Annotated in this window: 21 protein-coding genes; 13 read left to right on the top strand and 8 right to left on the bottom strand. The window is 64.3% G+C overall.

The window, feature by feature from the left end:
• Positions 1-73 precede the first annotated feature (73 nt).
• Positions 74-853: a molybdate ABC transporter substrate-binding protein gene (gene modA / locus IC614_RS06500; protein WP_207791095.1), complete on the top strand. Its 780-nt coding sequence runs from the start codon at positions 74-76 to the stop codon at positions 851-853.
• Positions 854-880: 27 nt separating this feature from the next.
• Here the strand turns inward: modA and purC are convergent, their stop codons facing one another.
• Positions 881-1657, bottom strand: a complete 777-nt coding sequence (purC, locus tag IC614_RS06495; protein ID WP_200970558.1) for a phosphoribosylaminoimidazolesuccinocarboxamide synthase — start codon at positions 1655-1657, stop codon at positions 881-883.
• Positions 1658-1890: 233 nt separating this feature from the next.
• Here purC and parC point away from each other — a divergent pair, with 233 nt between their 5' ends.
• The gene (gene parC / locus IC614_RS06490) at positions 1891-4137 is read left to right on the top strand and encodes a DNA topoisomerase IV subunit A (protein ID WP_200970557.1); all 2247 of its coding nucleotides are present in this window, start codon (positions 1891-1893) and stop codon (positions 4135-4137) included.
• 57 nt (positions 4138-4194) lie between these two features.
• Positions 4195-5976: a putative bifunctional diguanylate cyclase/phosphodiesterase gene (locus IC614_RS06485; protein ID WP_200970556.1), complete on the top strand. Its 1782-nt coding sequence runs from the start codon at positions 4195-4197 to the stop codon at positions 5974-5976.
• Here IC614_RS06485 and IC614_RS06480 read toward each other — a convergent pair.
• The 3 genes from IC614_RS06480 to IC614_RS06470 are packed head-to-tail and all read right to left on the bottom strand — an operon-like array spanning position 5943 to position 8322.
• Positions 5943-7157, bottom strand: a complete 1215-nt coding sequence (locus IC614_RS06480) for a CCA tRNA nucleotidyltransferase (protein WP_200970555.1) — start codon at positions 7155-7157, stop codon at positions 5943-5945. The genes IC614_RS06485 and IC614_RS06480 overlap by 34 nt on opposite strands.
• Positions 7154-7759 carry a CoA pyrophosphatase gene (locus IC614_RS06475; RefSeq protein WP_200970554.1) on the bottom strand — a complete coding sequence of 202 codons (606 nt, stop codon included), beginning with the start codon at positions 7757-7759 and terminating at the stop codon, positions 7154-7156. Before IC614_RS06475 ends, IC614_RS06480 begins: the two co-directional genes overlap by 4 nt.
• Positions 7756-8322, bottom strand: coding sequence for a DUF1285 domain-containing protein (locus IC614_RS06470; protein ID WP_200970553.1), 567 nt, complete (start codon positions 8320-8322; stop codon positions 7756-7758). Before IC614_RS06470 ends, IC614_RS06475 begins: the two co-directional genes overlap by 4 nt.
• Positions 8323-8414: 92 nt before the next feature.
• Here IC614_RS06470 and IC614_RS06465 point away from each other — a divergent pair, with 92 nt between their 5' ends.
• Together IC614_RS06465 and IC614_RS06460 are read left to right on the top strand one after the other, a co-directional pair.
• Positions 8415-9176: an SDR family NAD(P)-dependent oxidoreductase gene (locus IC614_RS06465; RefSeq protein ID WP_200970552.1), complete on the top strand. Its 762-nt coding sequence runs from the start codon at positions 8415-8417 to the stop codon at positions 9174-9176.
• Positions 9173-9571, top strand: coding sequence for a dihydroneopterin aldolase (locus IC614_RS06460; protein ID WP_200970551.1), 399 nt, complete (start codon positions 9173-9175; stop codon positions 9569-9571). Before IC614_RS06465 ends, IC614_RS06460 begins: the two co-directional genes overlap by 4 nt.
• Here IC614_RS06460 and IC614_RS06455 read toward each other — a convergent pair.
• On the bottom strand, positions 9568-10407 hold the full coding sequence (locus tag IC614_RS06455) for a hypothetical protein (protein WP_226372587.1): 840 nt from the start codon (positions 10405-10407) through the stop codon (positions 9568-9570). The genes IC614_RS06460 and IC614_RS06455 overlap by 4 nt on opposite strands.
• 246 nt (positions 10408-10653) lie before the next feature.
• Between IC614_RS06455 and IC614_RS06450 the strand changes: the two genes are divergently transcribed.
• The 6 genes from IC614_RS06450 (at position 10654) to IC614_RS06425 (ending at position 14177) form a co-directional block, all read left to right on the top strand.
• Positions 10654-11331, top strand: a complete 678-nt coding sequence (locus IC614_RS06450) for an energy transducer TonB (RefSeq protein ID WP_200970550.1) — start codon at positions 10654-10656, stop codon at positions 11329-11331.
• Between the two features lie 39 nt (positions 11332-11370).
• Positions 11371-12126, top strand: coding sequence for a MotA/TolQ/ExbB proton channel family protein (locus IC614_RS06445; protein WP_200970549.1), 756 nt, complete (start codon positions 11371-11373; stop codon positions 12124-12126).
• Between the two features lie 105 nt (positions 12127-12231).
• Entirely contained in the window at positions 12232-12708 is a 477-nt protein-coding gene (locus IC614_RS06440; protein ID WP_200970548.1) for an ExbD/TolR family protein, read from the top strand.
• A 22-nt stretch (positions 12709-12730) separates the two neighbouring features.
• The gene (locus IC614_RS06435; RefSeq protein WP_200970547.1) at positions 12731-13156 is read left to right on the top strand and encodes an ExbD/TolR family protein; all 426 of its coding nucleotides are present in this window, start codon (positions 12731-12733) and stop codon (positions 13154-13156) included.
• 182 nt (positions 13157-13338) lie between these two features.
• Positions 13339-13680 (top strand): hypothetical protein, encoded by a 342-nt coding sequence (locus IC614_RS06430; RefSeq protein WP_200970546.1) that lies wholly within the window; start codon positions 13339-13341, stop codon positions 13678-13680.
• Between the two features lie 8 nt (positions 13681-13688).
• The gene (locus IC614_RS06425; RefSeq protein ID WP_200970545.1) at positions 13689-14177 is read left to right on the top strand and encodes a hypothetical protein; all 489 of its coding nucleotides are present in this window, start codon (positions 13689-13691) and stop codon (positions 14175-14177) included.
• 46 nt (positions 14178-14223) lie between these two features.
• On the opposite strand, the gene IC614_RS06420 is transcribed toward IC614_RS06425, so the two are convergent.
• Positions 14224-15993, bottom strand: a complete 1770-nt coding sequence (locus tag IC614_RS06420; protein ID WP_200970544.1) for an ABC transporter transmembrane domain-containing protein — start codon at positions 15991-15993, stop codon at positions 14224-14226.
• 257 nt (positions 15994-16250) lie between these two features.
• On the opposite strand from IC614_RS06420, the gene IC614_RS06415 reads away from it, so the two are divergent.
• Positions 16251-17471 (top strand): polyhydroxyalkanoate depolymerase, encoded by a 1221-nt coding sequence (locus IC614_RS06415; protein WP_200970543.1) that lies wholly within the window; start codon positions 16251-16253, stop codon positions 17469-17471.
• Positions 17472-17543: 72 nt separating this feature from the next.
• Entirely contained in the window at positions 17544-17957 is a 414-nt protein-coding gene (locus tag IC614_RS06410) for a hypothetical protein (protein WP_200970542.1), read from the top strand.
• 85 nt (positions 17958-18042) lie between these two features.
• Here the strand turns inward: IC614_RS06410 and IC614_RS06405 are convergent, their stop codons facing one another.
• The gene (locus IC614_RS06405; RefSeq protein WP_200970541.1) at positions 18043-18417 is read right to left on the bottom strand and encodes a YkvA family protein; all 375 of its coding nucleotides are present in this window, start codon (positions 18415-18417) and stop codon (positions 18043-18045) included.
• 207 nt (positions 18418-18624) lie between these two features.
• Positions 18625-19803 (bottom strand): acetyl-CoA C-acyltransferase, encoded by a 1179-nt coding sequence (locus IC614_RS06400; RefSeq protein ID WP_200970540.1) that lies wholly within the window; start codon positions 19801-19803, stop codon positions 18625-18627.
• Positions 19804-19907 lie beyond the last annotated feature (104 nt).

Raw genomic sequence — 19907 nt, 5'->3', positions numbered from 1 at the left:
TGATTCGGGTCCGATTTTGGCGTCGAAGGAAAGGCTTCTCGGCGTCGCGAGAGATATGAAGGGGGAAATGACGATGCGGCATATCTGGGCTTTTCTGTCCATGCTGGTGCTGGCTGCGGCCCCGGCTTCCGCCCAGAAAGGGGAGGGACCGGTCGTCTACGCCGACTTGATCTTCCAGGACATGCTGAACGCGCATGCCGATCGCTGGGCCGAGAAGGGACATGCCCGGCCGGTGCTTGTTTTTGCCGATACCGCGACCCTGCTCCAGCATCTGGGCAACGGCACCAAAGGCGATCTTTTCATTTCGGTCGACGCGGACTCAATGGATGCGCTTCAAGAAAGCGGCATCGTCGATCCGGCCACGCGGCAGCCCTATCGCCAGAATAGCGTCGTTTTGTTCGGCGGAGCGCAAGCCCGTTATCCGGTTATGCTCGCCAATCCCGCGGCGGTTCAGCGGCAGGTCGAACATGGCGGGCTGCGCGGGCGGATCGCCATGGCCAACCCGGACGAGACGGCGAGCGGCCGCTATGCCAAGAGGGTGCTCGATTATCTCGGGCTTTGGGAGATGGTCGGTGACCGGATCATCCTGACCGAAACGGACCGGGAAGCTGTCGACATAGTGGAGGAAGGGGGCGCCGAATGGGGCATTACCCTGGGATCGACCCTCCGGATTTTCGAGGCGAGCCAGCCGGACAATCAGGTCCGCGAATTCAGCCAGGCCAAGACCAATGGCGCAGTGCCGATCGCCCATTTCGTGGCGCGGTTCAAAGGCGCCAAACATCCGCAGGCGGCGGCATTCCAGGATTTCCTTGCGCGCGATGCGGCTTATCAAGGTGCTTTCGAAGCGGAATGATCGGCGGGGCGGTCGTCCTGCCTCCGGTTATTTCCCGCGCTTCTTCCGGTGCGTTTCGAGGTCGAGAACGCTATTCTCGCCCTCCGGAAGCAGGCCCAGCCGCCGCGCCACGTCCTGATAGGCTTCGGCCTCGCCGCCGAGGTCGCGGCGGAAGCGGTCCTTGTCGAGCTTTTCGTTCGTGGTCATGTCCCACAGACGGCAGCCGTCGGGGCTGATCTCGTCGGCCAGAATGATGCGGCTGAAATCATTCTCCCACAGCCGCCCGAACTCCAGCTTGAAGTCGACGAGGCGGATGCCGATGCCGGCAAAGAGGCCGCTCATGAAATCGTTGATGCGCACCGCCATGTCGGCGATGTCGTTCATCTCGTCCTGGCTCGCCCAGCCGAAACAGGCGATATGCTCCTCCGCGATCATCGGGTCGCCGAGTGCGTCGTCCTTATAGTAATATTCGATGATCGTGCGGGGGAGCTGAGTCCCTTCCTCGATGCCGAGGCGCTTCGACAGCGATCCCGCCGCGACGTTGCGCACCACCACTTCGATCGGCACGATTTCGACCTGGCGGATCAGCTGCTCGCGCATGTTGAGGCGGCGGATGAAATGGGTCGGAATGCCGATATTGGCGAGCAGCGTGAAGAGATGTTCGGAAATCCGGTTGTTGAGCACGCCCTTGCCGGAAATCGTTCCCTTTTTCTGCGCGTTGAAGGCGGTCGCGTCGTCCTTGAAATATTGGATAAGCGTGCCGGGCTCCGGACCTTCGTACAGGATCTTGGCCTTGCCTTCGTAAATCTGGCGGCGGCGGGACATGGCAATTCCCCAAAAACGCGTCAAGAACGCGACTAGAAAGACAAATTGCCCCGGCATTCGCGTGCATGCGCACGAGGCCGGGGCGGTTGCGGCATGCTATAGTGCAACTGCCCGAAACGTGCAATCAGCGTGAGGCGGGCCATTTAGGTCGTGGCGCAGGCACTTTCCTTTCGGGATCAAGAGGGCGAGGATCATGCTCGCACTTCCCGGAAGCCGCTGCTATCCCTGCGCCCATGTCCGATGTCGCCACCGATGAATTCGACCCCATCATCCGCCAGCCTTTCAAGGAGGCGCTGGAGCAGCGTTATCTCGTTTATGCGCTGTCGACGATCACGGCGCGCTCGCTGCCCGATGTCCGCGACGGCCTGAAGCCGGTTCACCGCCGCCTGCTCTGGGCGATGCGGCTGCTGCGGCTCGATCCCAATGCGGGGTACAAGAAATGCGCGCGCGTCGTCGGCGACGTCATCGGCAAATATCACCCGCATGGCGACCAGTCCGTTTATGACGCGATGGTCCGCCTCGCCCAGACCTTCTCGCTCCGCTATCCGCTCGTCGACGGGCAGGGCAATTTCGGGAATATCGACGGGGACAATGCCGCCGCGTATCGCTATACCGAAGCGCGGCTGACCCAGGTCGCGCTCGACCTGATGGCGGGGCTCGATGACGGAACGGTCGATTTCAGGCCGACCTATAATGGCGAGGACGAGGAGCCGGAGGTCATGCCCGGCCTCTTTCCGAACCTCCTCGCCAATGGCGCCAGCGGCATCGCGGTCGGCATGGCGACCAGCATCCCGCCGCACAATGTCGCCGAAATTCTCGATGCCGCCGTCCACCTGATCGACAATCCAAGGGCCGAGCCGCAGGAGCTGATGGCTTATGTGAAGGGCCCGGATTTCCCGACCGGCGGCGTCATCGTCGACCATGAGGATGTGATCGCCGCGGCCTATTTGAACGGCCGGGGCAGTTTCCGCGTGCGGGCGCAGTGGACGACCGAGGACCAGGGACGCGGCACCTGGGTCGCCGTCGTCAGCGAGATTCCTTTCCAGGTCCAGAAATCCAAGCTGATCGAGCAGATCGCCGCGCTCATCTCCGAAAAGAAGCTGCCGATCCTCGCCGACATACGCGATGAATCGGACGAGGACGTGCGGATCGTCATCGAGCCGCGCAGCCGCACGGTGGAGCCGCAGGTGCTGATGGACCGGCTGTTCCGCCTGACCGACCTGGAAGTCCGCATCCCCCTCAACATGAACGTGCTGGACGCCAATCGCACGCCGCGGGTCATGGGCCTCAAGGATGTGCTGACGTCATGGCTTCAGCACCAGTTCGAAGTGCTGCAGCGCCGTTCCCGGCATCGCATCGCCAAGATCGACGACCGGCTGGAGCTCGTCGGCGGCTATATCGTCGCCTTCCTCAATCTCGACCGGGTCATCCAGATCATCCGCGAGGAGGATGAGCCCAAGCCGGTGCTGATGGCGGAGTTCGGCCTGACCGACCGTCAGGCCGAGGCGATTCTCAACATGCGGTTGCGCTCCTTGCGGCGGCTGGAGGAGATGCAGCTGCGCGCGGAGCGAGACGCGCTGGAAAAGGAGAAAGACGAGCTCCAGAAGCTGCTCGACAGCGAGGCGCGTCAGCGCACGCGGCTCAAGAAGGATTTGGCGACCCTGAAGGACCGTTATGGCCTTGAAACGCCCTTGGGCCGGCGCCGGACGGAGATCAAGGAAGCGGCGCCGATCGCCGACATTCCGCTCGAAGCCTTTATCGAGAAGGAGCCGATCACCGTCGTCATGTCCCAGCGCGGCTGGATCCGGGCGCTGCGGGGACATGCCGATCTCTCCCAGCCGGAAATCGCCAAGTTCAAGGAAGGCGATGGCCCGGCTTTCGCCTTTCATGCGCAGACGACCGACAAAATCCTGCTGGCGACCGACACGGGGCGCTTCTTCACCCTGGCCGGCGACAAATTGCCCGGCGGGCGCGGCTTCGGCGAGCCGGTGCGGGCGATGATCGATCTCGACGGAGCGGGCGATGTCGTGGCCCTGCTGCCCGCGGGGGACGTTCAGCTGCTGCTCGCCGCATCGGACGGGCGGGGATTCCTGACGTCGGCGCGGGGGGCCATCGCGGAAACGCGCAAGGGCAAGCAGGTCGTTAACGTCCGCGCCGGCGCGCGCCTGACCGTCGTGAAGCCTGTCCCAAAAGGGCACGATTATGTCGCGGCCATCGGCGAAAACCGGAAAATGGTGGTGTTCCCGCTCAGCGAGCTCCCCGAGATGGGGCGAGGGCAGGGCGTGCAGCTGCAACGCTATCGCGACGGTGGCCTGTCCGATGCCGCTACCTTCTTGTTTTCAGAGGGTTTATCATGGGGAATGGGCGGCGAAAGCGGCCGCGTCCGGACCGAGCCGGACCTCTCTGACTGGCGCACCGCGCGCGGCGCGGCGGGACGCATGCCGCCGACCGGCTTTCCCCGGAACAACCGTTTCGCTTAAGCGCGCCAGGCAAAGGTCACCAACAATTAACCGCTTGGCCGATAGAGTGGCTGGGATATGCCTTCCGCGTCTCCCCAGCGGCTCGACACGCCTCATTCCGCCCTTGCGCTGGGCGCCGCCGCGCCGCGTCATTGGCAGGTTCCGCGCGATACCGCGCTGGAAGCCGCGCGTCAGGACTATCTCGATGCCTTGCCCATTGCCGGTGCGGTCATCTGCGCCAATGGGATTGACGACATCTGGATCGACAAGGCGAACGATCCATTTCGCAGACTGGCGCTGCTCGGCACGGGGCCGATCGACCTGCCGATTGGCGAGGCGGCGTTCCTGTCCGCCAGCCGGATCGGCGAGCGCCTTATCCGCTTTTTCGCCGATGAGGCGGACGACATGCAGTTCGAGGGCGGCGACGGCAAGGATGTCGGCGGCCGTTATTTCAGCATCCGGATCGCCCGGCTGGCCGCCACCAATTATGCGACCGATCGCTGCCTCCTCAGCATCGTCGATCGGACGGCGCAGGTGGATACGGAAAACAGCCTGCGCGCGGAGATGCTGCGCGACAGCCTGACCGGTCTTCCCAACCGCCTGGCCTTCGCCGAGCAGGTGGAGCTGCTGCTTCAAGATACCGGCCTGTCGGACAGCAGCCACGCCGTCCTGGTGGTCGATCTTGCCCGGTTCAGCCGGGTCAACGAATGCGTGGGCGCGATCGCCGGCGACGAATTGCTGATCGCCTTCGCAAGCCGCCTGTTTTCGGCGCTGTCGCCGGGCGATGTTCTCGCCCGCATCGGATCCGACGAATTCGGCATCCTCCTGCGCCTGGAAACCGGCCTGGAAGACGCATTGGCGACCGCGGCGCGGATCAAGGCGGCGCTCGTCGCCCCCTTCCGCCTGTCGGAGCTTGAAATCCAGGTCGATTGCTCGATCGGCTGCGCGCTGGTGAACGGCAAGGTCGATTTCGCCGAAGAAGTGGTGCGCAACGCCCAGTTCGCGGTGAAGCGCGCCAAGAACAACAACGAAATCCACGTCTACGAAGCGAACGAGGCGCAGGCCGCACGCCGCCTGTTCAGCCTGGAAACCGAATTGCGCCGCGCGATCGAGAACGGCCAGCTCACCATGGCCTTCCAGCCGCTCGTCGATCTGCAATCCGGCCATGTGGCGGGGTTCGAAGCGCTGACCCGCTGGGAGCAGGAGGAGGGCGGCGCCGTCGACGCGTCGAAATTCATCGCAGTGGCGGAGGAATCCGGCTTGATCGTTCCGCTCGGTCGCTGGGCGCTTGAAGAAGCGACCCGCATCCTTGCCGAGTGGGACCGGGAATCGGGCGGCGCCTTGCCCCTCTACATGGGCGTCAACGTGTCGCCGGTGCAGATCGCGCGCGACGATGTCGTGGGCCTCCTCTCCAGCGCGCTGGACCGGCATGGCCTTGCGGGCGAACGCCTGACGCTGGAGCTGACCGAAAGCGCCATCGTGCGCGATCCGGAACGCGCGGCAAAGGTGCTGAACGGGGTCAAGGAATTGAACGCCCGCATCGCCATGGATGATTTCGGCACGGGCTATACCTCGCTTGCCTATCTCCAGCGCCTGCCCATCGACATCTTGAAGGTCGACCGCAGCTTCGTGTCGCACATGATGACCGACCGCGACAGTTTCGCGATCATCCGTGCCGTGCTCTCCCTCGCCACCGCGCTTGGCATGTCGACGACGGCGGAGGGGATCGAGACCGAAGACCTCGCCCGGACCCTCGGCTATCTCGGCTGCTCGCACGGCCAGGGCTATTATTATGCCGCCCCGATGTCGGCCGAGGATGCCTTGGCCTATGCTTTGTCGCGCAGCGCTTCGTCGACGTGACGCCGGGCGAGCGCCCGTACCGCTTCACCATCGTCTGAGAAGCCGCCTTCCGACCATTCCCGTTCCACGGCCTGAAGAATCCGCGCGACGGCCGGGCCCGGTTCCAGGCCCATCGCGATGAGATCACCGCCGCTTAAGGCAAGACGCGGCCGTTCCCAGTCGCCAAGCGCGGCGATGGCATCGGCAAGTCCTTCATCCGTGTCGCGCAGCAGCAACCGGTCGAGCGCCTCGTCCCGGCCGATTGCGTAAGCCAGCAGGCGGGGATCGCCGGCGGGCTGCGGCCAGGAGGCGGCCGATACCAACCGCTTCAGCGCCTTGTTCGACAGGCGGAGGCGCGCGGCAACAGCCGCCGCTGCGGCCGGATCGGGCGGCAGCAACGCCGCCAGCCGCCGTAATTTTTCCGGGGGCAGGCCCAGCGCCGTCTCACGCGCCGTCAGGCGGAAGAGGCGCTCAACGCCGCCTTCTTCTATTTCAGGCAGGACGGGACGGAATATGCCGGCTTCCGCCATCAGCTTCACGGTCGGCGCGGGATGCGGGAGCGCGAGCAGTTTCAGCAGCTCGTCTGCGATGCGTTCCCGCGACAGGGCCATCAGGTCGTTCGCACGCGCGGTGCAGGCGTCCATCGCCGGACCGTCCGGGGCGCCGCGGCCGAAGCGGGCGTGAAAGCGAAAGAAGCGCAGAATGCGCAAATGATCCTCGGCGATGCGCTGCAAGGGATCGCCGATGAAGCGGACGCGGCCGTTCCGAAGATCGTCCAATCCGCCGAAATAATCGAAGATTTCGCCGCTGGACGGATCGGCGGACAAGGCATTGATCGTAAAATCGCGCCGCGCCGCATCTTCCCGCCAATCGTCGGAGAAAGCGATCGTCGCGCGCCGTCCGTCGGTCGATACGTCGCGGCGCAATGTCGTGATCTCGATCGGACCGTGGGGCAGGACCGCCGTCACGGTGCCATGATCGATGCCGGTCGGAATGACGCGGATATCGCGGGCCTTCAGCCGCGTCATCACGTCGTCGGGCAGCAGACGCGTGGCGATATCGAGGTCGCTGACGGCGAGATCGAGCAATGTGTCGCGCACCGCGCCGCCCACGAAGCGGGCAGCCCCGGATTCGGCATCGAGCGCTGCGAGCAGGGCGTTCAAGTCCGCCTGCGCGCGCCAGCCACCTTCAGGCAATTTCATCGCGCATGTTCCAGGCGATGGCTCAGATTGACGATCATCGCGGCCGTCGCGCCCCAGATACGGCGGCCTTCCCACAGGATTTCATAATAATGCCTCTCCCGCCCCCCGTAATGTGCCGTGCGGACGATCTGGTGCCTCGGGTCGAGCAAATAAGAAAGGGGGGCTTCGAAAATATCCGCCACTTCGCCCGGATTGGAAATCAGCGGCAGGCCCGGAGAAAGCAGACCGATGATCGGCGTCACCGAAAAATTGGTCACCGTGCGGTAAGGGTCGGCGGGTCCGATAATCTCCACGGCGGCGCGGGGCAGGGCGATCTCCTCCTCCGCCTCGCGCAAGGCGGCCTCGACAGGCCCGGCATCGGCCGGATCGATGCGGCCCCCCGGAAAGCTCACCTGACCGGCATGGCGGCGCATGGTTTCGGGCCGCAGCGTGAACAGCAAGGCGGGCTCGCGGTGCGTGACGACCGGCACCAGCACCGCGGCGGGAAAGGGTGTCACCTCCTCGCCCGGCGGCGCCGGATCGACGGGATCGCCGGGCAGCAGCAGCGGATGCGCGGCGAGCGGATTTCCGAACACCTGCCGTATCCGGTCGATCAGGCTCATGCGCTCTCCAGCGGAAAGAAGCGGCCATCGCTCCAGAGACCCGGCGGATCGGACTCCTCGTCAAGCGCCATCCGGACCAGTTCGTAATAAACCGGCCGGGCGATCAGCGCGTCGATGCCCGGACGAACGGTAAGATAGGGATGGGGGCCGTCGTCTCTGTCTTCCACCCGCAGCGGATGATCGGATCCGGCGACCACCATGTCGCCGGTGTTGAGCCGGAAGGCGAGGCGGCGATCCTGTTCCCGCCCTTCGCTTTTCATCTCGACCGCGACGAAGGGTGCGTCCTCGACATCGATATCGAGTTTCTCGACGGGCGTGACGAGCATGAAGCGGCCATCGGGTTCGCGGCGCAGGATGGTGGAGAAGAGCCGGACCATCGCCATGCGCCCGATCGGGCTTCCTTCGTGAAACCAGGTGCCGTCGCGCGCGATCCGTATCGCGCTGTGCCCGCAATGGCCGGGGTTCCAGCGCTCGACCGGCGGCAATTTCTTTTCGGCGGCCAGCCGCGCGATAGCGGCAAGGCTGAGGGTGCTGAGATCAGCGGGCGGTTCCGGCGCGGGCATGGCAGGGATGTAGGCGTTCGGCCCCGGATCGTCACCCCGCTTGCCGCCGATTGGGCTGGCAGCGGCCGCGCCGACACCTTATGCGATCCCTCATGACGCAGGAATTCGAAGGGCCACGGACGGCCATCGTGACGGGCGGCGCGAAACGGATCGGCGCCGCGCTGGTGCGGGCGCTGGCGGCCGATGGCTGGCATGTCCTGATCCATTGCAACCGGTCGCGGGCGGAAGCCGAAGCGTTGGCGGGGGAGATAGGCAACGCGACCGTCGTTTCCGCGGATCTCGCCGATCCGGCCGCGGCGGAGCGCATCATGGCCGCCGCCGATGGCCTTCCCCCGCTTCGCCTTCTCGTCAACAACGCCTCGCGTTTCACCTATGACGCTCCGCTCGGCTTCACGGTCGAGGATTGGGACGCGCACCACGCGATCAACCTGCGGGCACCCGCCTTGCTGTCGAAGGCCTTCGTTGAAAAAGCGGGGGAAGGCGGCGTGATCGTCAATCTCCTGGACGCCAAGCTTTCCCAGCCGAACCCCGACTTCTTTACCTATACGATTTCGAAGATGGGCCTCGCGGGGCTGACCGAATTGACGGCGCGTTCATTCGCGGCCCGGCGTATCCGGGTGTGCGGCATCGCGCCGTCCGTCACCCTCGTATCGGGGCCGCAGAGCCGCGAGAATTTCAAAGCGGTGCACGCCATGAACGGCCTGAAACGCGGCGTCGAGGTGGCGGAAATCGTCGCCGCCCTGCGTTTCATTCTCGCGACCCCCACTCTGACGGGGCAGACGATCACCATCGACGGCGGCCAGCGTTTTCTCGGCCTGCCGCGCGACGTCCAATATATGGAGCAACAAGGATGAGCGAAGCGGCGTTGCAAGGCCTGGTGCCCGAAAGCCTGAAACCGCGCACGCGCAAGATCGTGCTGGAGGATTATTGCGTCAGCGCCGACATCGGCTTCCACGATTTTGAAATTGGTGCGCCGCAGCGCCTGGGCGTTACCGTCGAGGTATGGGTCGACGAGGCCTCGTTCGCGGCGGAAGACCACGAAGACTCTGCTTGGAATTACGATTTCCTGCGCACGGAAATCGGACGGCTGGTCGCCAGCCGCCGGTTCAACCTGCAGGAGACGCTCGTCCGCGCCATTTACGACCTCGTCGCTGCGCGCAAAGGCGTGACGGCGCTGCGCGTTTCCACGCGCAAGCCCGACATCTATCCCGATTGCGCGGGCGTCGGGGTGGAATTGTCGTCCTTCTAGCGGGCGGGCCGGCTCCGGGTACAAGGGCCGAGCGACATCTTGATCAGCTGATAATCGGCCTGGATGGCGGGCGCGGTCGCGGGATCGGCTTCGGCAAGGCTCTGCGGCGGCAGGCTCTGCGGCAAGCTGCAGGCGAGCCGGTACCAGAGCAATGTGTCCGGGCGGGGCGCGGTCGCGGATTCGTCGACGATCTCGCTCAGCGACACCGCCCAGCGCGGCGTTTCCCCGGGGCGGCGCAGGACGTTGAGCGAGACCGGGCGGCCATCGGCGGCCATCAGGAAGATCTGGGTTTCGCTTTCGCCCGGCAGGCTGCCCGGGACATGGAAGGCGCGGCCGATGCCGGCAATGCGCGGCGCCGCGTCGCGCGCGGTGGCCTCGCGCAGAATGGCGCGGACGCGATCGGCTCCCGCGGCCGTGTAAGGCACCTGAGCGTCCGTCGCGACAAGGCGCACCTCGCTGCCGGTCGTGCCCTGACGGTCGGCGAAGATCAGAAACTCGTCCTTCTTCCGCAGCTTCACGGCGCGTCCGGCGGCATCGTTGGCCATGTCGGCAAGATAGCTGATCCTCGCCGGAAGGCCCTGGGCCCCGCGGATCAGAGACACGACATCGGCTTCGACATAATAACGCGTGCGGCCGGGCCCGACGCCAATGGCCTCGGCGGGCTTCAAACGGCTGGCGCGCGCGATGCGGACATGGGCGACCACGGGCGCCTGAAGGGACAGATCGGCAGCATCGGCGAAGGTCAGCGGAAGGGCCTGCGCTGCAAGTGATTCGCAGGGAATGGCGGCGAATGTGCCGCCCAAGGACATGAACGCGGCAGCCAGCCAAATGCGCATATTGATCCCTCTATGATACAAATTGGTCGGAATTGCGTTAGTTTTGACGACATTAACCTCACCTTTCAGCCTTCCGCAAAGGGAGAGCGCAAGGCACTTTGCAGGATTGCGTCGCCTAAAGTGTCACGATACAGAAATAGACCTTGTCCATGAGATGGTAACACATGAATGGACCCGTATTGGACCCGGGAGCGTTTTGCGACGCATCCGGATCGTTTTTTGTTAGATAGGGAGTGTGGCTGATTAATGGCATATGTTGACCAGAAGATGAGCTCCAGCAGGATTACGGCGATCGTCATCGTCGCCCTGCTTCACGCTCTTCTTGGCTACGCGTTCATCTCGGGTCTCGCGCTGAGGGTTGCCAAGCAAGCCGTGCAGGATCTGAAGACGTTCGACGTTATCGAAGAGCCGCCTCCCCCGGAGGAGGAGCCCCCGCCCCCGGTGGAATCGCCCGTTCCGGTGCAGCCGCCGCCCGTGGTGTCGCCGCCGCCGATCGTGCGGACGAACACGCCGCCGCCCTTGGTGTCGACCGTCAATGTCGCGCCGCCCGCGCCGATCACCTATACGGCCCCGCCGGCACCGCCGTCAGCGCCCGTCGCTCCGCCGGCACCGCCGCCCCCGCCGCGCAAGGTGGAAACTGCCAAGGCAAAGGCGAATCTCGCATCCTACGTTTCCAACGATGACTATCCCCCGTCTGCAGTGCGCAACGAGGAGGAGGGCACGACTGGATTTCGTCTGGAGGTGGGTGCCAATGGGCGTGTGACTTCTTGCACTGTGACGTCGCCTAGCGGATCGCGTGCTCTGGATGACGCTACGTGTCGAATTATGAGAAGTCGCGCCCGATTTACTCCAGCTAGAGACAGTGCCGGCAATCCGACAACCGATACTGTGTCAAATCGCATAACATGGCGCTTGGAACGTTAAGCGACATACGAACCCATTATTTTAAAAAGGACTGAATTTATGGCTACTCCAGCACCCGCAGGTGGCGAAAACCCGTATGGCCTGATGGCCGCGCTTGAACAGGGCGGCACGATCGCCTGGGCGACTTTCATCATTCTCGTCGTGATGTCGGCCGCGTCCTGGTACATCATGTTCACCAAGCTGTTCGAACAGCAGAAGATCCTCAATCAGGGCCGCCGCGCGCGGAGCAGCTTCTGGCAATCGCCGAACCTGCGTGAAGCGGCGAACAAGCTCGATAAGAACAGCGCCTATCGCCAGATCGTCGACGATGGCCTGGTCGCCCAGGAACAGCATACGAAGCTCACCGATCCGATCGACCAGCATGACTGGATGCTCGGCTCGCTCGCCCGCAGCCAGGGCGCCATCGCCTCCAAGCTGTCGAACGGCCTCGCTTTGCTCGCCACCGTCGGTTCGACCGCGCCGTTCGTCGGCCTGTTCGGCACCGTGATCGGCATCTACCGCGCGCTCATCAAGATCGGCGCCGCCGGTCAGGCGTCGATCGACGCGGTCGCAGGTCCGGTCGGTGAAGCGCTCATCATGACCGCGCTCGGCCTCGCCGTGGCCGTTCCGGCCGTGCTCGGCTACAACTGGCTGATGCGCCGCAACAAGGCGGTTCTGGAAGAGCTCGCGCACTTCTCGAACGACCTTCACGGCTACATGATGTCGAACGGTGCGGTGAAGCCGGTGTCGGCCACCCGCGCTCCGGCCGCTGCCGCCGCTGCGAAGCCGGCCGCCGCGACGGCGACCAAGGCCTAAAGGGATAAGCGGCCGGGCCGGATTTCGGTCCGGCCGCATCCTTCCGGTTTGAACGAACGTGCGGCTTGCCGCTCCAGTGAACGATCAGAATAGGAATATGATCTTATGGCCATGAGTGTCGGCCCAGCGGAGGGTGGCGAAGAATCCCCGATGTCGGACATCAACACGACGCCGCTCGTCGACGTCATGCTGGTGCTTCTCATCATCTTCCTCATCACCGTTCCTGTCGTGGTGCAGGCCGTCGATGTCGAACTGCCCAAAGTGGAATTCGAACCGACTACCACGAAGCCCGAAAACGTTTCGCTGTCCGTCCGCGGTGTGGGCGGCACGTGCGAGGTTTATTGGGGTCTCGAGCGGGTGAATTCGCAGCAGCTGCTCGACAAGGCGGTGAAGAAGCTGGAGGATGAAGTGGCCCGTCAGGGCGGTCCGGAAAACGTGACCGAGCTTCCCGAGGCCCATATCCGCGGCGACATCAACACGCCGTACCGCTGCATCGGCGGTGCCATCTTCACGATGCAGCGCGCGGGTTTCTCGCGCGTCGGCTTCATCTCCGAGCCCGCCCCGAAGGGCGGCGCGCGATAATCAGTTCTAGGAGTTAATTGCCATGGCGATGTCAGCGGGAACGGCCGAAGGCGAACCGATGATGGACATCAACACGACGCCGCTCATCGACGTCATGCTGGTGCTCCTCATCATGTTCATCATCACCATTCCGATCCAGACCCACGCGGTGAAGCTCGACCTGCCGGTCGACAGCCAGAACAACACGCCGCCGCCGATCGATCCGGTCAAGAACAAGATCGTGGTGGAGCCCAACGGCAACATCATGTGGAACGGCGAATTGGTCGACGAAACGCGTCTGCGCCAGTATCTCGATATCACGACGACGATGACGCCGGTTCCGGAACTGCACCTACAGCCGCATCCGGACGCGCGTTACGAAGTGGTCGATCGGGTGCTCGCCATCACGAAGCGCGCCAATGTCGAAAAGATGGGCTTCGTCGGAAACGAGCAATACGGTAATTTCTAACGCCGGTCTCCTTGACGGACAGAAACGAGGGCGGCTCTTCGGGGCCGCCCTTTTCTTTTCTCGCGGCTCATATTCATTCCGGCCGATCCAATTGGGCAAGGATATGGATCAGCCTGTCTCTTGCCATAATGTCCGGGACGCATAAGCTCGCCGGAACGACTCAAAAAGGGGGAGGAAGAATCATGCGCTTCCAATATAGTCTTGGCGTGGCCGGTTGCGTGATTTTGGCCGCCGCTGCCCATGCCGAAGGGCCGAGCATCTACAATCACACCGTCGCGCGCTCCCATAGCCAATCCGTCTGCATGCAAAGGGCGATGGGGATCGCGAACGCGAAGAATATGCGTGTGGAGGGCAATTCCACCTCGCTGTGGATGACGAGCGAGGCGGGAAGGTTCAGCCACATCGTTCGCTGCGACATTCCGAACACGACCCTGTTCATCACCGCGGGACCGGGCGATGGCCTTCGCGCCAGCAATGCCGAGATACGAGAGCTTTACGCCACCATCAACCTCACGCAGAATTGACGGGCGGCATGCGTCACATCGCATCCATCGCAGCGGCGGCTTGCCTCGCCGCCGCTTCGACGCCGGCATCCGCGCAGGTCGAGCATCGCTGGGCGGTGGCCATTGGCGGCATCAACATGCATTGCAACGCCTGGGACGGGGCGGCCGTGCTGATCGAGATCGACCCGTCGATAAACGATGTGGGGCTCGCTTCACGCCTCTTCAACGGCCAGCCGCTCATCGAGCTCAACCCGAACGTGCTCGCACAATTTTCCCCGCGCGTGCAGCAATGGTGGTTCGCGCACGAATGCGCCCACCATGCGCTTCATCCGAGCCAGAACAGCGAAACCGCGGCCGATTGCTTCGGCATCCGGCGAATGGCGGCCTTCGGCATCCTGCGGCATCCTTCCGAGCTGCAGGCGTTCGCATGGGACTTGCGGAATCTTCCGGGCACCCCGACGGGGCATCTTCCCGGACCGGTCAGGGCGCAGAATATCGCCCTATGCGCTCTGATGTAGGCTTGCGGAGCATCGGGATGCACCTCGCAAGGCTTCCTATCCTCTTTTAAGCTCCTACACCCTCGAACTGCAGCCTCGCCAGCCGTGCATAAAGGCCCTGCTCGGCGTTCAGGCTATCATGCGTGCCCTCTTCGACGATGCGGCCATGGTCCATCACGATGATGCGGTCGGCGCTGCGCACGGTGGCGAGGCGATGGGCGATGACGACCGTGGTGCGGTTCGTCATCAGCCGCTCGAGCGCCGCCTGCACCAGCCGCTCGGATTCCGCGTCCAGGGCGGACGTGGCTTCGTCGAGCAGGAGAAGGGGGGCGTTGCGTAGCAGGGCGCGGGCGATGGCGATGCGTTGGCGCTGGCCGCCCGACAGGCGCGCGCCGCCCTCGCCGAGATAGGTGTCCAAGCCATCGGGCAGAGCGCGCAGGAAATCGGCGGCATTGGCTGCGGCGGCCGCATTCCAGAGGTCGGCGTCGCTTGCTTCCCAGCGCCCATAGCGCAGGTTGTCGCGCGCGGAAGCGGCGAAGATGATCGTTTCCTGCGGCACCACAGCGATGCGGGCGCGAACGGCCGCCGGATCGGCGTCGCGAAGGTCGACGCCATCCAGCAAGACGCGGCCTTCCGCGGGATCGTAAAAACGCTGGGCAAGCTGGAAAAGCGTGGTCTTGCCCGCGCCCGACGGACCGACCACCGCTAGGGTTTCGCCGGGCCGGACATCCAGCGAAAAATCCTGGAGCGCGCTAACTTCCGGGCGCGTGGGGTAGCGGAAGACGACCCGATCGAAGGCGAGGCCTCCCGCCGCTGGCACGGGCAGGGCGGCGGGACAAGTCGGCGCGCGAATTTCGGGCACTTCACTGAGGAGCTCGTTGAGGCGCCCGGCAGCGCCGCTGCCGCGCAGCAGCTCGCCATAGACTTCGGTGAGCGCGCCGAACGCGCCCGCCACCAGGCCGCCGGTGAGGACGAAGGCGGCGATCGTGCCGCCGCTCAACCGCCCCGCCTGCACGTCGAGCGCGCCCTGCCACATGATGAGGGTGATCGCGCCGAAGATGATCGCGATCACGATGGCGGTCATGACGGCCCGCAACGCGATGCGGCGGCGGGCGGTGGCGAACACGGTTTCCGCGGCGGTGCGGAAGCGCCCGGCCTCACGCCTTTCCTGCCCGAAACCCTGCACGATCTTCATCGCGCCCAGCACTTCGTCGACCATCGCGCCGACATCGGCGATCCGGTCCTGGCTCGCGCGCGATAATGCGCGCACCTTCCGGCCGAGGAGGATGATCGGCAGGACGACGAGCGGGATACCCGCGATCAGCATCGCCGCGAGCTTGGGCGCCAGCGCGAAGAGGTAGATGACGCCGCCAAGGCCCATCACCGCATTGCGCAAGGCGACCGAGATGGTGGAACCGACCACGCCCTCGATGATCGTCGTGTCGGCGGTGAGGCGCGACGCGATTTCCGAAGGGCGATTTTCCTCGAAGAAACGCGGTGCGAGGCGCAGGAGGTTTTCCTGCACCGCGATGCGAAGGTCGGCAACCACCCGCTCCCCGAGCCAGGACACGAAATAGAAGCGAAAGGCAGTCGCGATCGCCATGACGATCACGACCAGCAGCAGATATTGGAACCAGCGCCCGATATCGCCGCCCGCCGATCCGAAGCCCCGATCGATGATGAGGCGGAAGGCATTCGGGATGGCCAGCGTCGCGCCCGCCGAGACGAGAAGGGCAAAAGCCGCACCTGCCATCTGCGCCTTGTAGCGCGCGGTGAAGCGCCAGATCATGGCGAGATTGCCGAACTTGCGGTCGGCGGGGACAGGGGTTTCGGCCATGGCGCAGCGCCTAGCAGCGCGGGGCGCGGGGCTCAATGGGGCGTTCGGTGCCGCTCTGTTCCGGGGAAGGCGGGGGGCTTCGCCGTGCCGTTCGTGTCACCCGGCGAAAAGCATACGTTTCCGTCATGAGATTCCAGCTTTCGCTGGAATGACGTCGTCAGGAAGGAGGGAACCAGTGCCTATCGGTTCCTGTTTGAAACCTATGGTCTTTTCATGCGCCCATGCGCTATTGCGGTGCAGCACGGGCGGGAGGTTGAATGCTTTACGACGCTTACGAATTCCAAAGGTCGCTTCTCGCAGGGGCGAGCACGCTGGCCAATATCGGCGCCGGCTGGATGCAGAATCCGGCCAATCCCTTCTCTTACAGCGCGATGGGACCGATCGTGTCGTCGGCATTGGACGTGTTCGCCCATGCGGCGGCGCCGCGCGGCAAGCCGGAATTCGGGCTCGACAAGACCATCGTCGATGGCCGGGAAGTCGCGGTGCATGAGGAAATCGTGCTCCGCAAGCCCTTCGGCCAGCTGAAGCGCTTCCGCCGCGAGGGCATCGAAGGATCGCCCCGGCTGCTGATCGTCGCGCCGATGTCCGGCCATTATGCGACCCTGTTGCGCGGCACGGTGGAACGGATGCTGCCGGGACACGACGTCTACATCACCGACTGGCGCGACGCGAAGCTGGTGCCGCTCGACGAAGGCCGCTTCGATCTCGACGATTATATCGATTATGTCATCGCCTTCCTGGAGCATATCGGGCCGGGCGCCCACATGCTGGCGGTCTGCCAACCGTCCGTGCCCTGTTATGCCGCCGTCGCGGTGATGAACGAAGACAAGCACCCCGCGCGGCCCCGGACGCTCACCATGATGGGCGGCCCCATCGACACGCGCCGCGCGCCGACGGCGGTGAATTTGCTCGCCACCCAGCGTCCGCACGCCTGGTTCGAGCAGAATGCCATCGCGACCGTGCCCTACAGCTATCCGGGCGCGGGCCGTAAGGTCTATCCCGGCTTCCTGCAGCTCGCCGGTTTCATGACGATGAATCTCGGCAATCACCTGATGAGCCATTGGGAGATGTTCAAGCATCTCGTCGAGGGGGACGGCGAAAGCGCCGACGCGACCAAGGCTTTTTACGAGGAATATCGCTCGGTCTGCGACATGACGGAGGAATTCTATCTCCAGACCGTCGACGCCGTTTTCCAACGGCATTTGCTGCCCAAAGGCGAGATGGAACATCGCGGCCGCCGTGTGAAACCGGAAGCGATCACGGATACCGCGATCCTCGCCATCGAGGGCGAGCGGGACGATATTTCCGGCATCGGCCAGACCAAGGCCGCGCTGGATATCGCGACGCGATTGCCCAAGGCCATGAAGAAATACCACATGGCCAAGGGCGTCGGCCATTACGGCATCTTCCACGGCAGTAAGTGGCGCGACAAGATCGCGCCCGTTCTGGAAGGGTGGATCGCCGCTCATAACGGTTGACCACCTTCGGGATTATACTGACGTTCAGCTTCGCCAGGATAATCAGACGCGTTTCATATCCGGGGGCTTGCCATGCTTCAGTTCATTCTCCTTTCCGCTTTGTCGCTCGCCGCGCCGGCCGCGGGGAAGGTGGAACCCTATCCCGTCAATCTCGGCCCGGGCACCGGTTTGAGATCGCTGCAATTCAGCCCGGCCATCATTGCCGAGCGCCAGAATTTCAACAATGTCGCGGCCGGTTCCTTCCGGCCGACCGACGATCATCTTCGCGGGCCGGCGCTCGCCAAGGCTGTCGGGGCGCTGAAGAGCGGCGCGAAGATCGAATTCAACGCCAATACCAATCGCGGCACGATCGAGCTGCTGGCAAACGACCGGGTCGGCGCGTGGACCTGCAAGCAGGTGCTGTGGACCATCGTGCGCAAGAAGGCATCGGCACAGCGGCACGGCCTTTTTTGCATGGACGGCGGCAACTGGACCGAGATTTGGTGAGCATGCGCCGAAAGGTTTCAACGCATTAGAGGCGGTGGGGCAGCGAGCCGGAAGCGGGATGTTCCTGCTTCGCGAGCGCGCGACTTCAATCGAAGTTGAAGGCGAGCAGCCGCCACAACACTAACGCCGCGAGCACCCACAACGCCGCCACGATTGCCGCGCCCCAGAAGGAGCCCGGCCGCTCGGATGCGATCTCCGCTTCCGCCCGATGTTCGGCGAACACGCCGTCGGGCAGCATTTTCACGAAAAGCCAGAGGCCGAACGGTACGAGGATGATGTCGTCAAGCAGCCCAAGGATCGGAATGAAATCGGGAATAAGGTCGATCGGCGACAAGGCATAAGCCGTCACCATTAATCCAAACAGCCGCGCCCCCCACGACGTGCGCGGATCGCGCGCGGAGAGCCATGCGGCGTGAACGTCGATGCGCAGCTTGTGGGCGAGGGAGGTGTTTTTAGGCATGATCTGCTTTTATCCATCCAGCCCGATCATTAAAGCCCTCCCCTTGATGGGAGTGCCGGGTGAACAGCGCCCGCGCTGTTCAGGCCACGCTGGGAGCATGGCCGACCCGGCGCTGGGTGAGGGCGGTGTTTCCGGAAGAAGCGGCGCTCTACGACCTAGATCACCCCCACCCGGCCTCCCCATCAAGGGGGAGGGTATTGAATTTGTTTAAAGAACCTCGAACAGTCCAGCCGCGCCCATGCCGCCGCCGACGCACATGGTCACGACGACATATTTCGCGCCGCGCCTTTTGCCTTCGATCAGGATGTGACCGGTCATGCGCGCACCGGACATGCCGTAGGGGTGGCCGATGGAGATGGCGCCGCCGTTGACGTTCAATTTTTCGTCCGGAATGCCCAGGCGGTCCTGGCAATAGAGAACCTGGACGGCGAAGGCTTCGTTCAATTCCCACAGGTCGATGTCGTCGATGGTGAGGCCGAAACGCTGCAGCAGTTTCGGCACCGCGAAGACCGGGCCGATGCCCATTTCGTCGGGCTCGGTGCCCGCCACCGCCATGCCGAGATAGCGGCCGAGCGGCTGGAGGCCGCGCGCCTGCGCGACGCCGGCTTCCATCACCACGCAGGCCGAAGCGCCGTCGGACAGCTGGCTGGCATTGCCCGCCGTGATCATCGCCTCCGGGCCCATGACCGGCTGGAGCGAGCGCAAGCCCTCTATCGTCGTGTCGGGACGATTGCCTTCGTCCTTCGCCAGCGTCACTTCCTGCATGGAAATTTCGCCGGTTTCCTTGTTCTTCACCGCCATTTTCGCGGTGACGGAGATGATCTCCTCGTCGAACTTGCCTTCGGCCTGTGCTCTGGCGGTCCGCTGCTGCGAACGGAGCGCATAATCGTCCTGCCGTTCGCGGCTGACGGAGTAGCGTTTGCCGACCACCTCGGCGGTGTTGATCATCGGCATGTAGACGCCGTTGTGCATGGACAGCAGCTCCGGATCGGGGCTGACGCGCATCTCCGGCGTCTGGACGAGGCTGATGCTCTCGACGCCGCCCGCGACCACCACGTCCATGCGGTCGACGATCACCTGCTTGGCCGCCGTCGCAATCGACATGAGGCCGGACGCACATTGCCGGTCGATCGACATGCCGGACACGGTGACGGGCAGGCCCGAGCGGAGCGCGGCGGTGCGGCCGATGGTCGTCTGCACGCCCTGCTGGAGCGCGGCGCCCATGATCACGTCTTCGATCTCCGCCGGGTCGACGCCCGACCGCTCGACGGCGGCGCGGATGGCGTGGGCGGCCAGCGTCGGCGACGGGGTGGCGTTGAAGGCGCCGCGATAGGCCTTGCCGATCGGCGTACGGGCGGTGGAAACGATGACTGCGTCGCGGGTCATTTACGGATTCCTCTTCTGCTTTTCATTTGGCTTTCCGTGCTCCTGCGAAAGCAAGAGCCCAGCGGCGCCATTGTCTGGGTTCCTGCTTTCGCAGGAACACAAGG

Origin of the sequence: Sphingosinicella flava, from assembly GCF_016025255.1 — a bacterium.
Taxonomy (GTDB): domain Bacteria; phylum Pseudomonadota; class Alphaproteobacteria; order Sphingomonadales; family Sphingomonadaceae; genus Allosphingosinicella; species Allosphingosinicella flava.
This window is presented reverse-complemented; position numbering and strand designations above follow the sequence as displayed.

Bases quoted from the DNA above. Each gene is read 5' to 3' on its own strand.
- modA (WP_207791095.1), top strand. From the start codon at position 74: ATGCGGCATATCTGGGCTTTTCTGTCCATGCTGGTGCTGGCTGCGGCC.
- purC (WP_200970558.1), bottom strand. From the start codon at position 1,657: ATGTCCCGCCGCCGCCAGATTTACGAAGGCAAGGCCAAGATCCTGTAC.
- parC (WP_200970557.1), top strand. From the start codon at position 1,891: ATGTCCGATGTCGCCACCGATGAATTCGACCCCATCATCCGCCAGCCT.
- IC614_RS06485 (WP_200970556.1), top strand. From the start codon at position 4,195: ATGCCTTCCGCGTCTCCCCAGCGGCTCGACACGCCTCATTCCGCCCTT.
- IC614_RS06480 (WP_200970555.1), bottom strand. From the start codon at position 7,157: ATGAAATTGCCTGAAGGTGGCTGGCGCGCGCAGGCGGACTTGAACGCC.
- IC614_RS06475 (WP_200970554.1), bottom strand. From the start codon at position 7,759: ATGAGCCTGATCGACCGGATACGGCAGGTGTTCGGAAATCCGCTCGCC.
- IC614_RS06470 (WP_200970553.1), bottom strand. From the start codon at position 8,322: ATGCCCGCGCCGGAACCGCCCGCTGATCTCAGCACCCTCAGCCTTGCC.
- IC614_RS06465 (WP_200970552.1), top strand. From the start codon at position 8,415: ATGACGCAGGAATTCGAAGGGCCACGGACGGCCATCGTGACGGGCGGC.
- IC614_RS06460 (WP_200970551.1), top strand. From the start codon at position 9,173: ATGAGCGAAGCGGCGTTGCAAGGCCTGGTGCCCGAAAGCCTGAAACCG.
- IC614_RS06455 (WP_226372587.1), bottom strand. From the start codon at position 10,407: ATGCGCATTTGGCTGGCTGCCGCGTTCATGTCCTTGGGCGGCACATTC.
- IC614_RS06450 (WP_200970550.1), top strand. From the start codon at position 10,654: ATGGCATATGTTGACCAGAAGATGAGCTCCAGCAGGATTACGGCGATC.
- IC614_RS06445 (WP_200970549.1), top strand. From the start codon at position 11,371: ATGGCTACTCCAGCACCCGCAGGTGGCGAAAACCCGTATGGCCTGATG.
- IC614_RS06440 (WP_200970548.1), top strand. From the start codon at position 12,232: ATGGCCATGAGTGTCGGCCCAGCGGAGGGTGGCGAAGAATCCCCGATG.
- IC614_RS06435 (WP_200970547.1), top strand. From the start codon at position 12,731: ATGGCGATGTCAGCGGGAACGGCCGAAGGCGAACCGATGATGGACATC.
- IC614_RS06430 (WP_200970546.1), top strand. From the start codon at position 13,339: ATGCGCTTCCAATATAGTCTTGGCGTGGCCGGTTGCGTGATTTTGGCC.
- IC614_RS06425 (WP_200970545.1), top strand. From the start codon at position 13,689: ATGCGTCACATCGCATCCATCGCAGCGGCGGCTTGCCTCGCCGCCGCT.
- IC614_RS06420 (WP_200970544.1), bottom strand. From the start codon at position 15,993: ATGGCCGAAACCCCTGTCCCCGCCGACCGCAAGTTCGGCAATCTCGCC.
- IC614_RS06415 (WP_200970543.1), top strand. From the start codon at position 16,251: ATGCTTTACGACGCTTACGAATTCCAAAGGTCGCTTCTCGCAGGGGCG.
- IC614_RS06410 (WP_200970542.1), top strand. From the start codon at position 17,544: ATGCTTCAGTTCATTCTCCTTTCCGCTTTGTCGCTCGCCGCGCCGGCC.
- IC614_RS06405 (WP_200970541.1), bottom strand. From the start codon at position 18,417: ATGCCTAAAAACACCTCCCTCGCCCACAAGCTGCGCATCGACGTTCAC.
- IC614_RS06400 (WP_200970540.1), bottom strand. From the start codon at position 19,803: ATGACCCGCGACGCAGTCATCGTTTCCACCGCCCGTACGCCGATCGGC.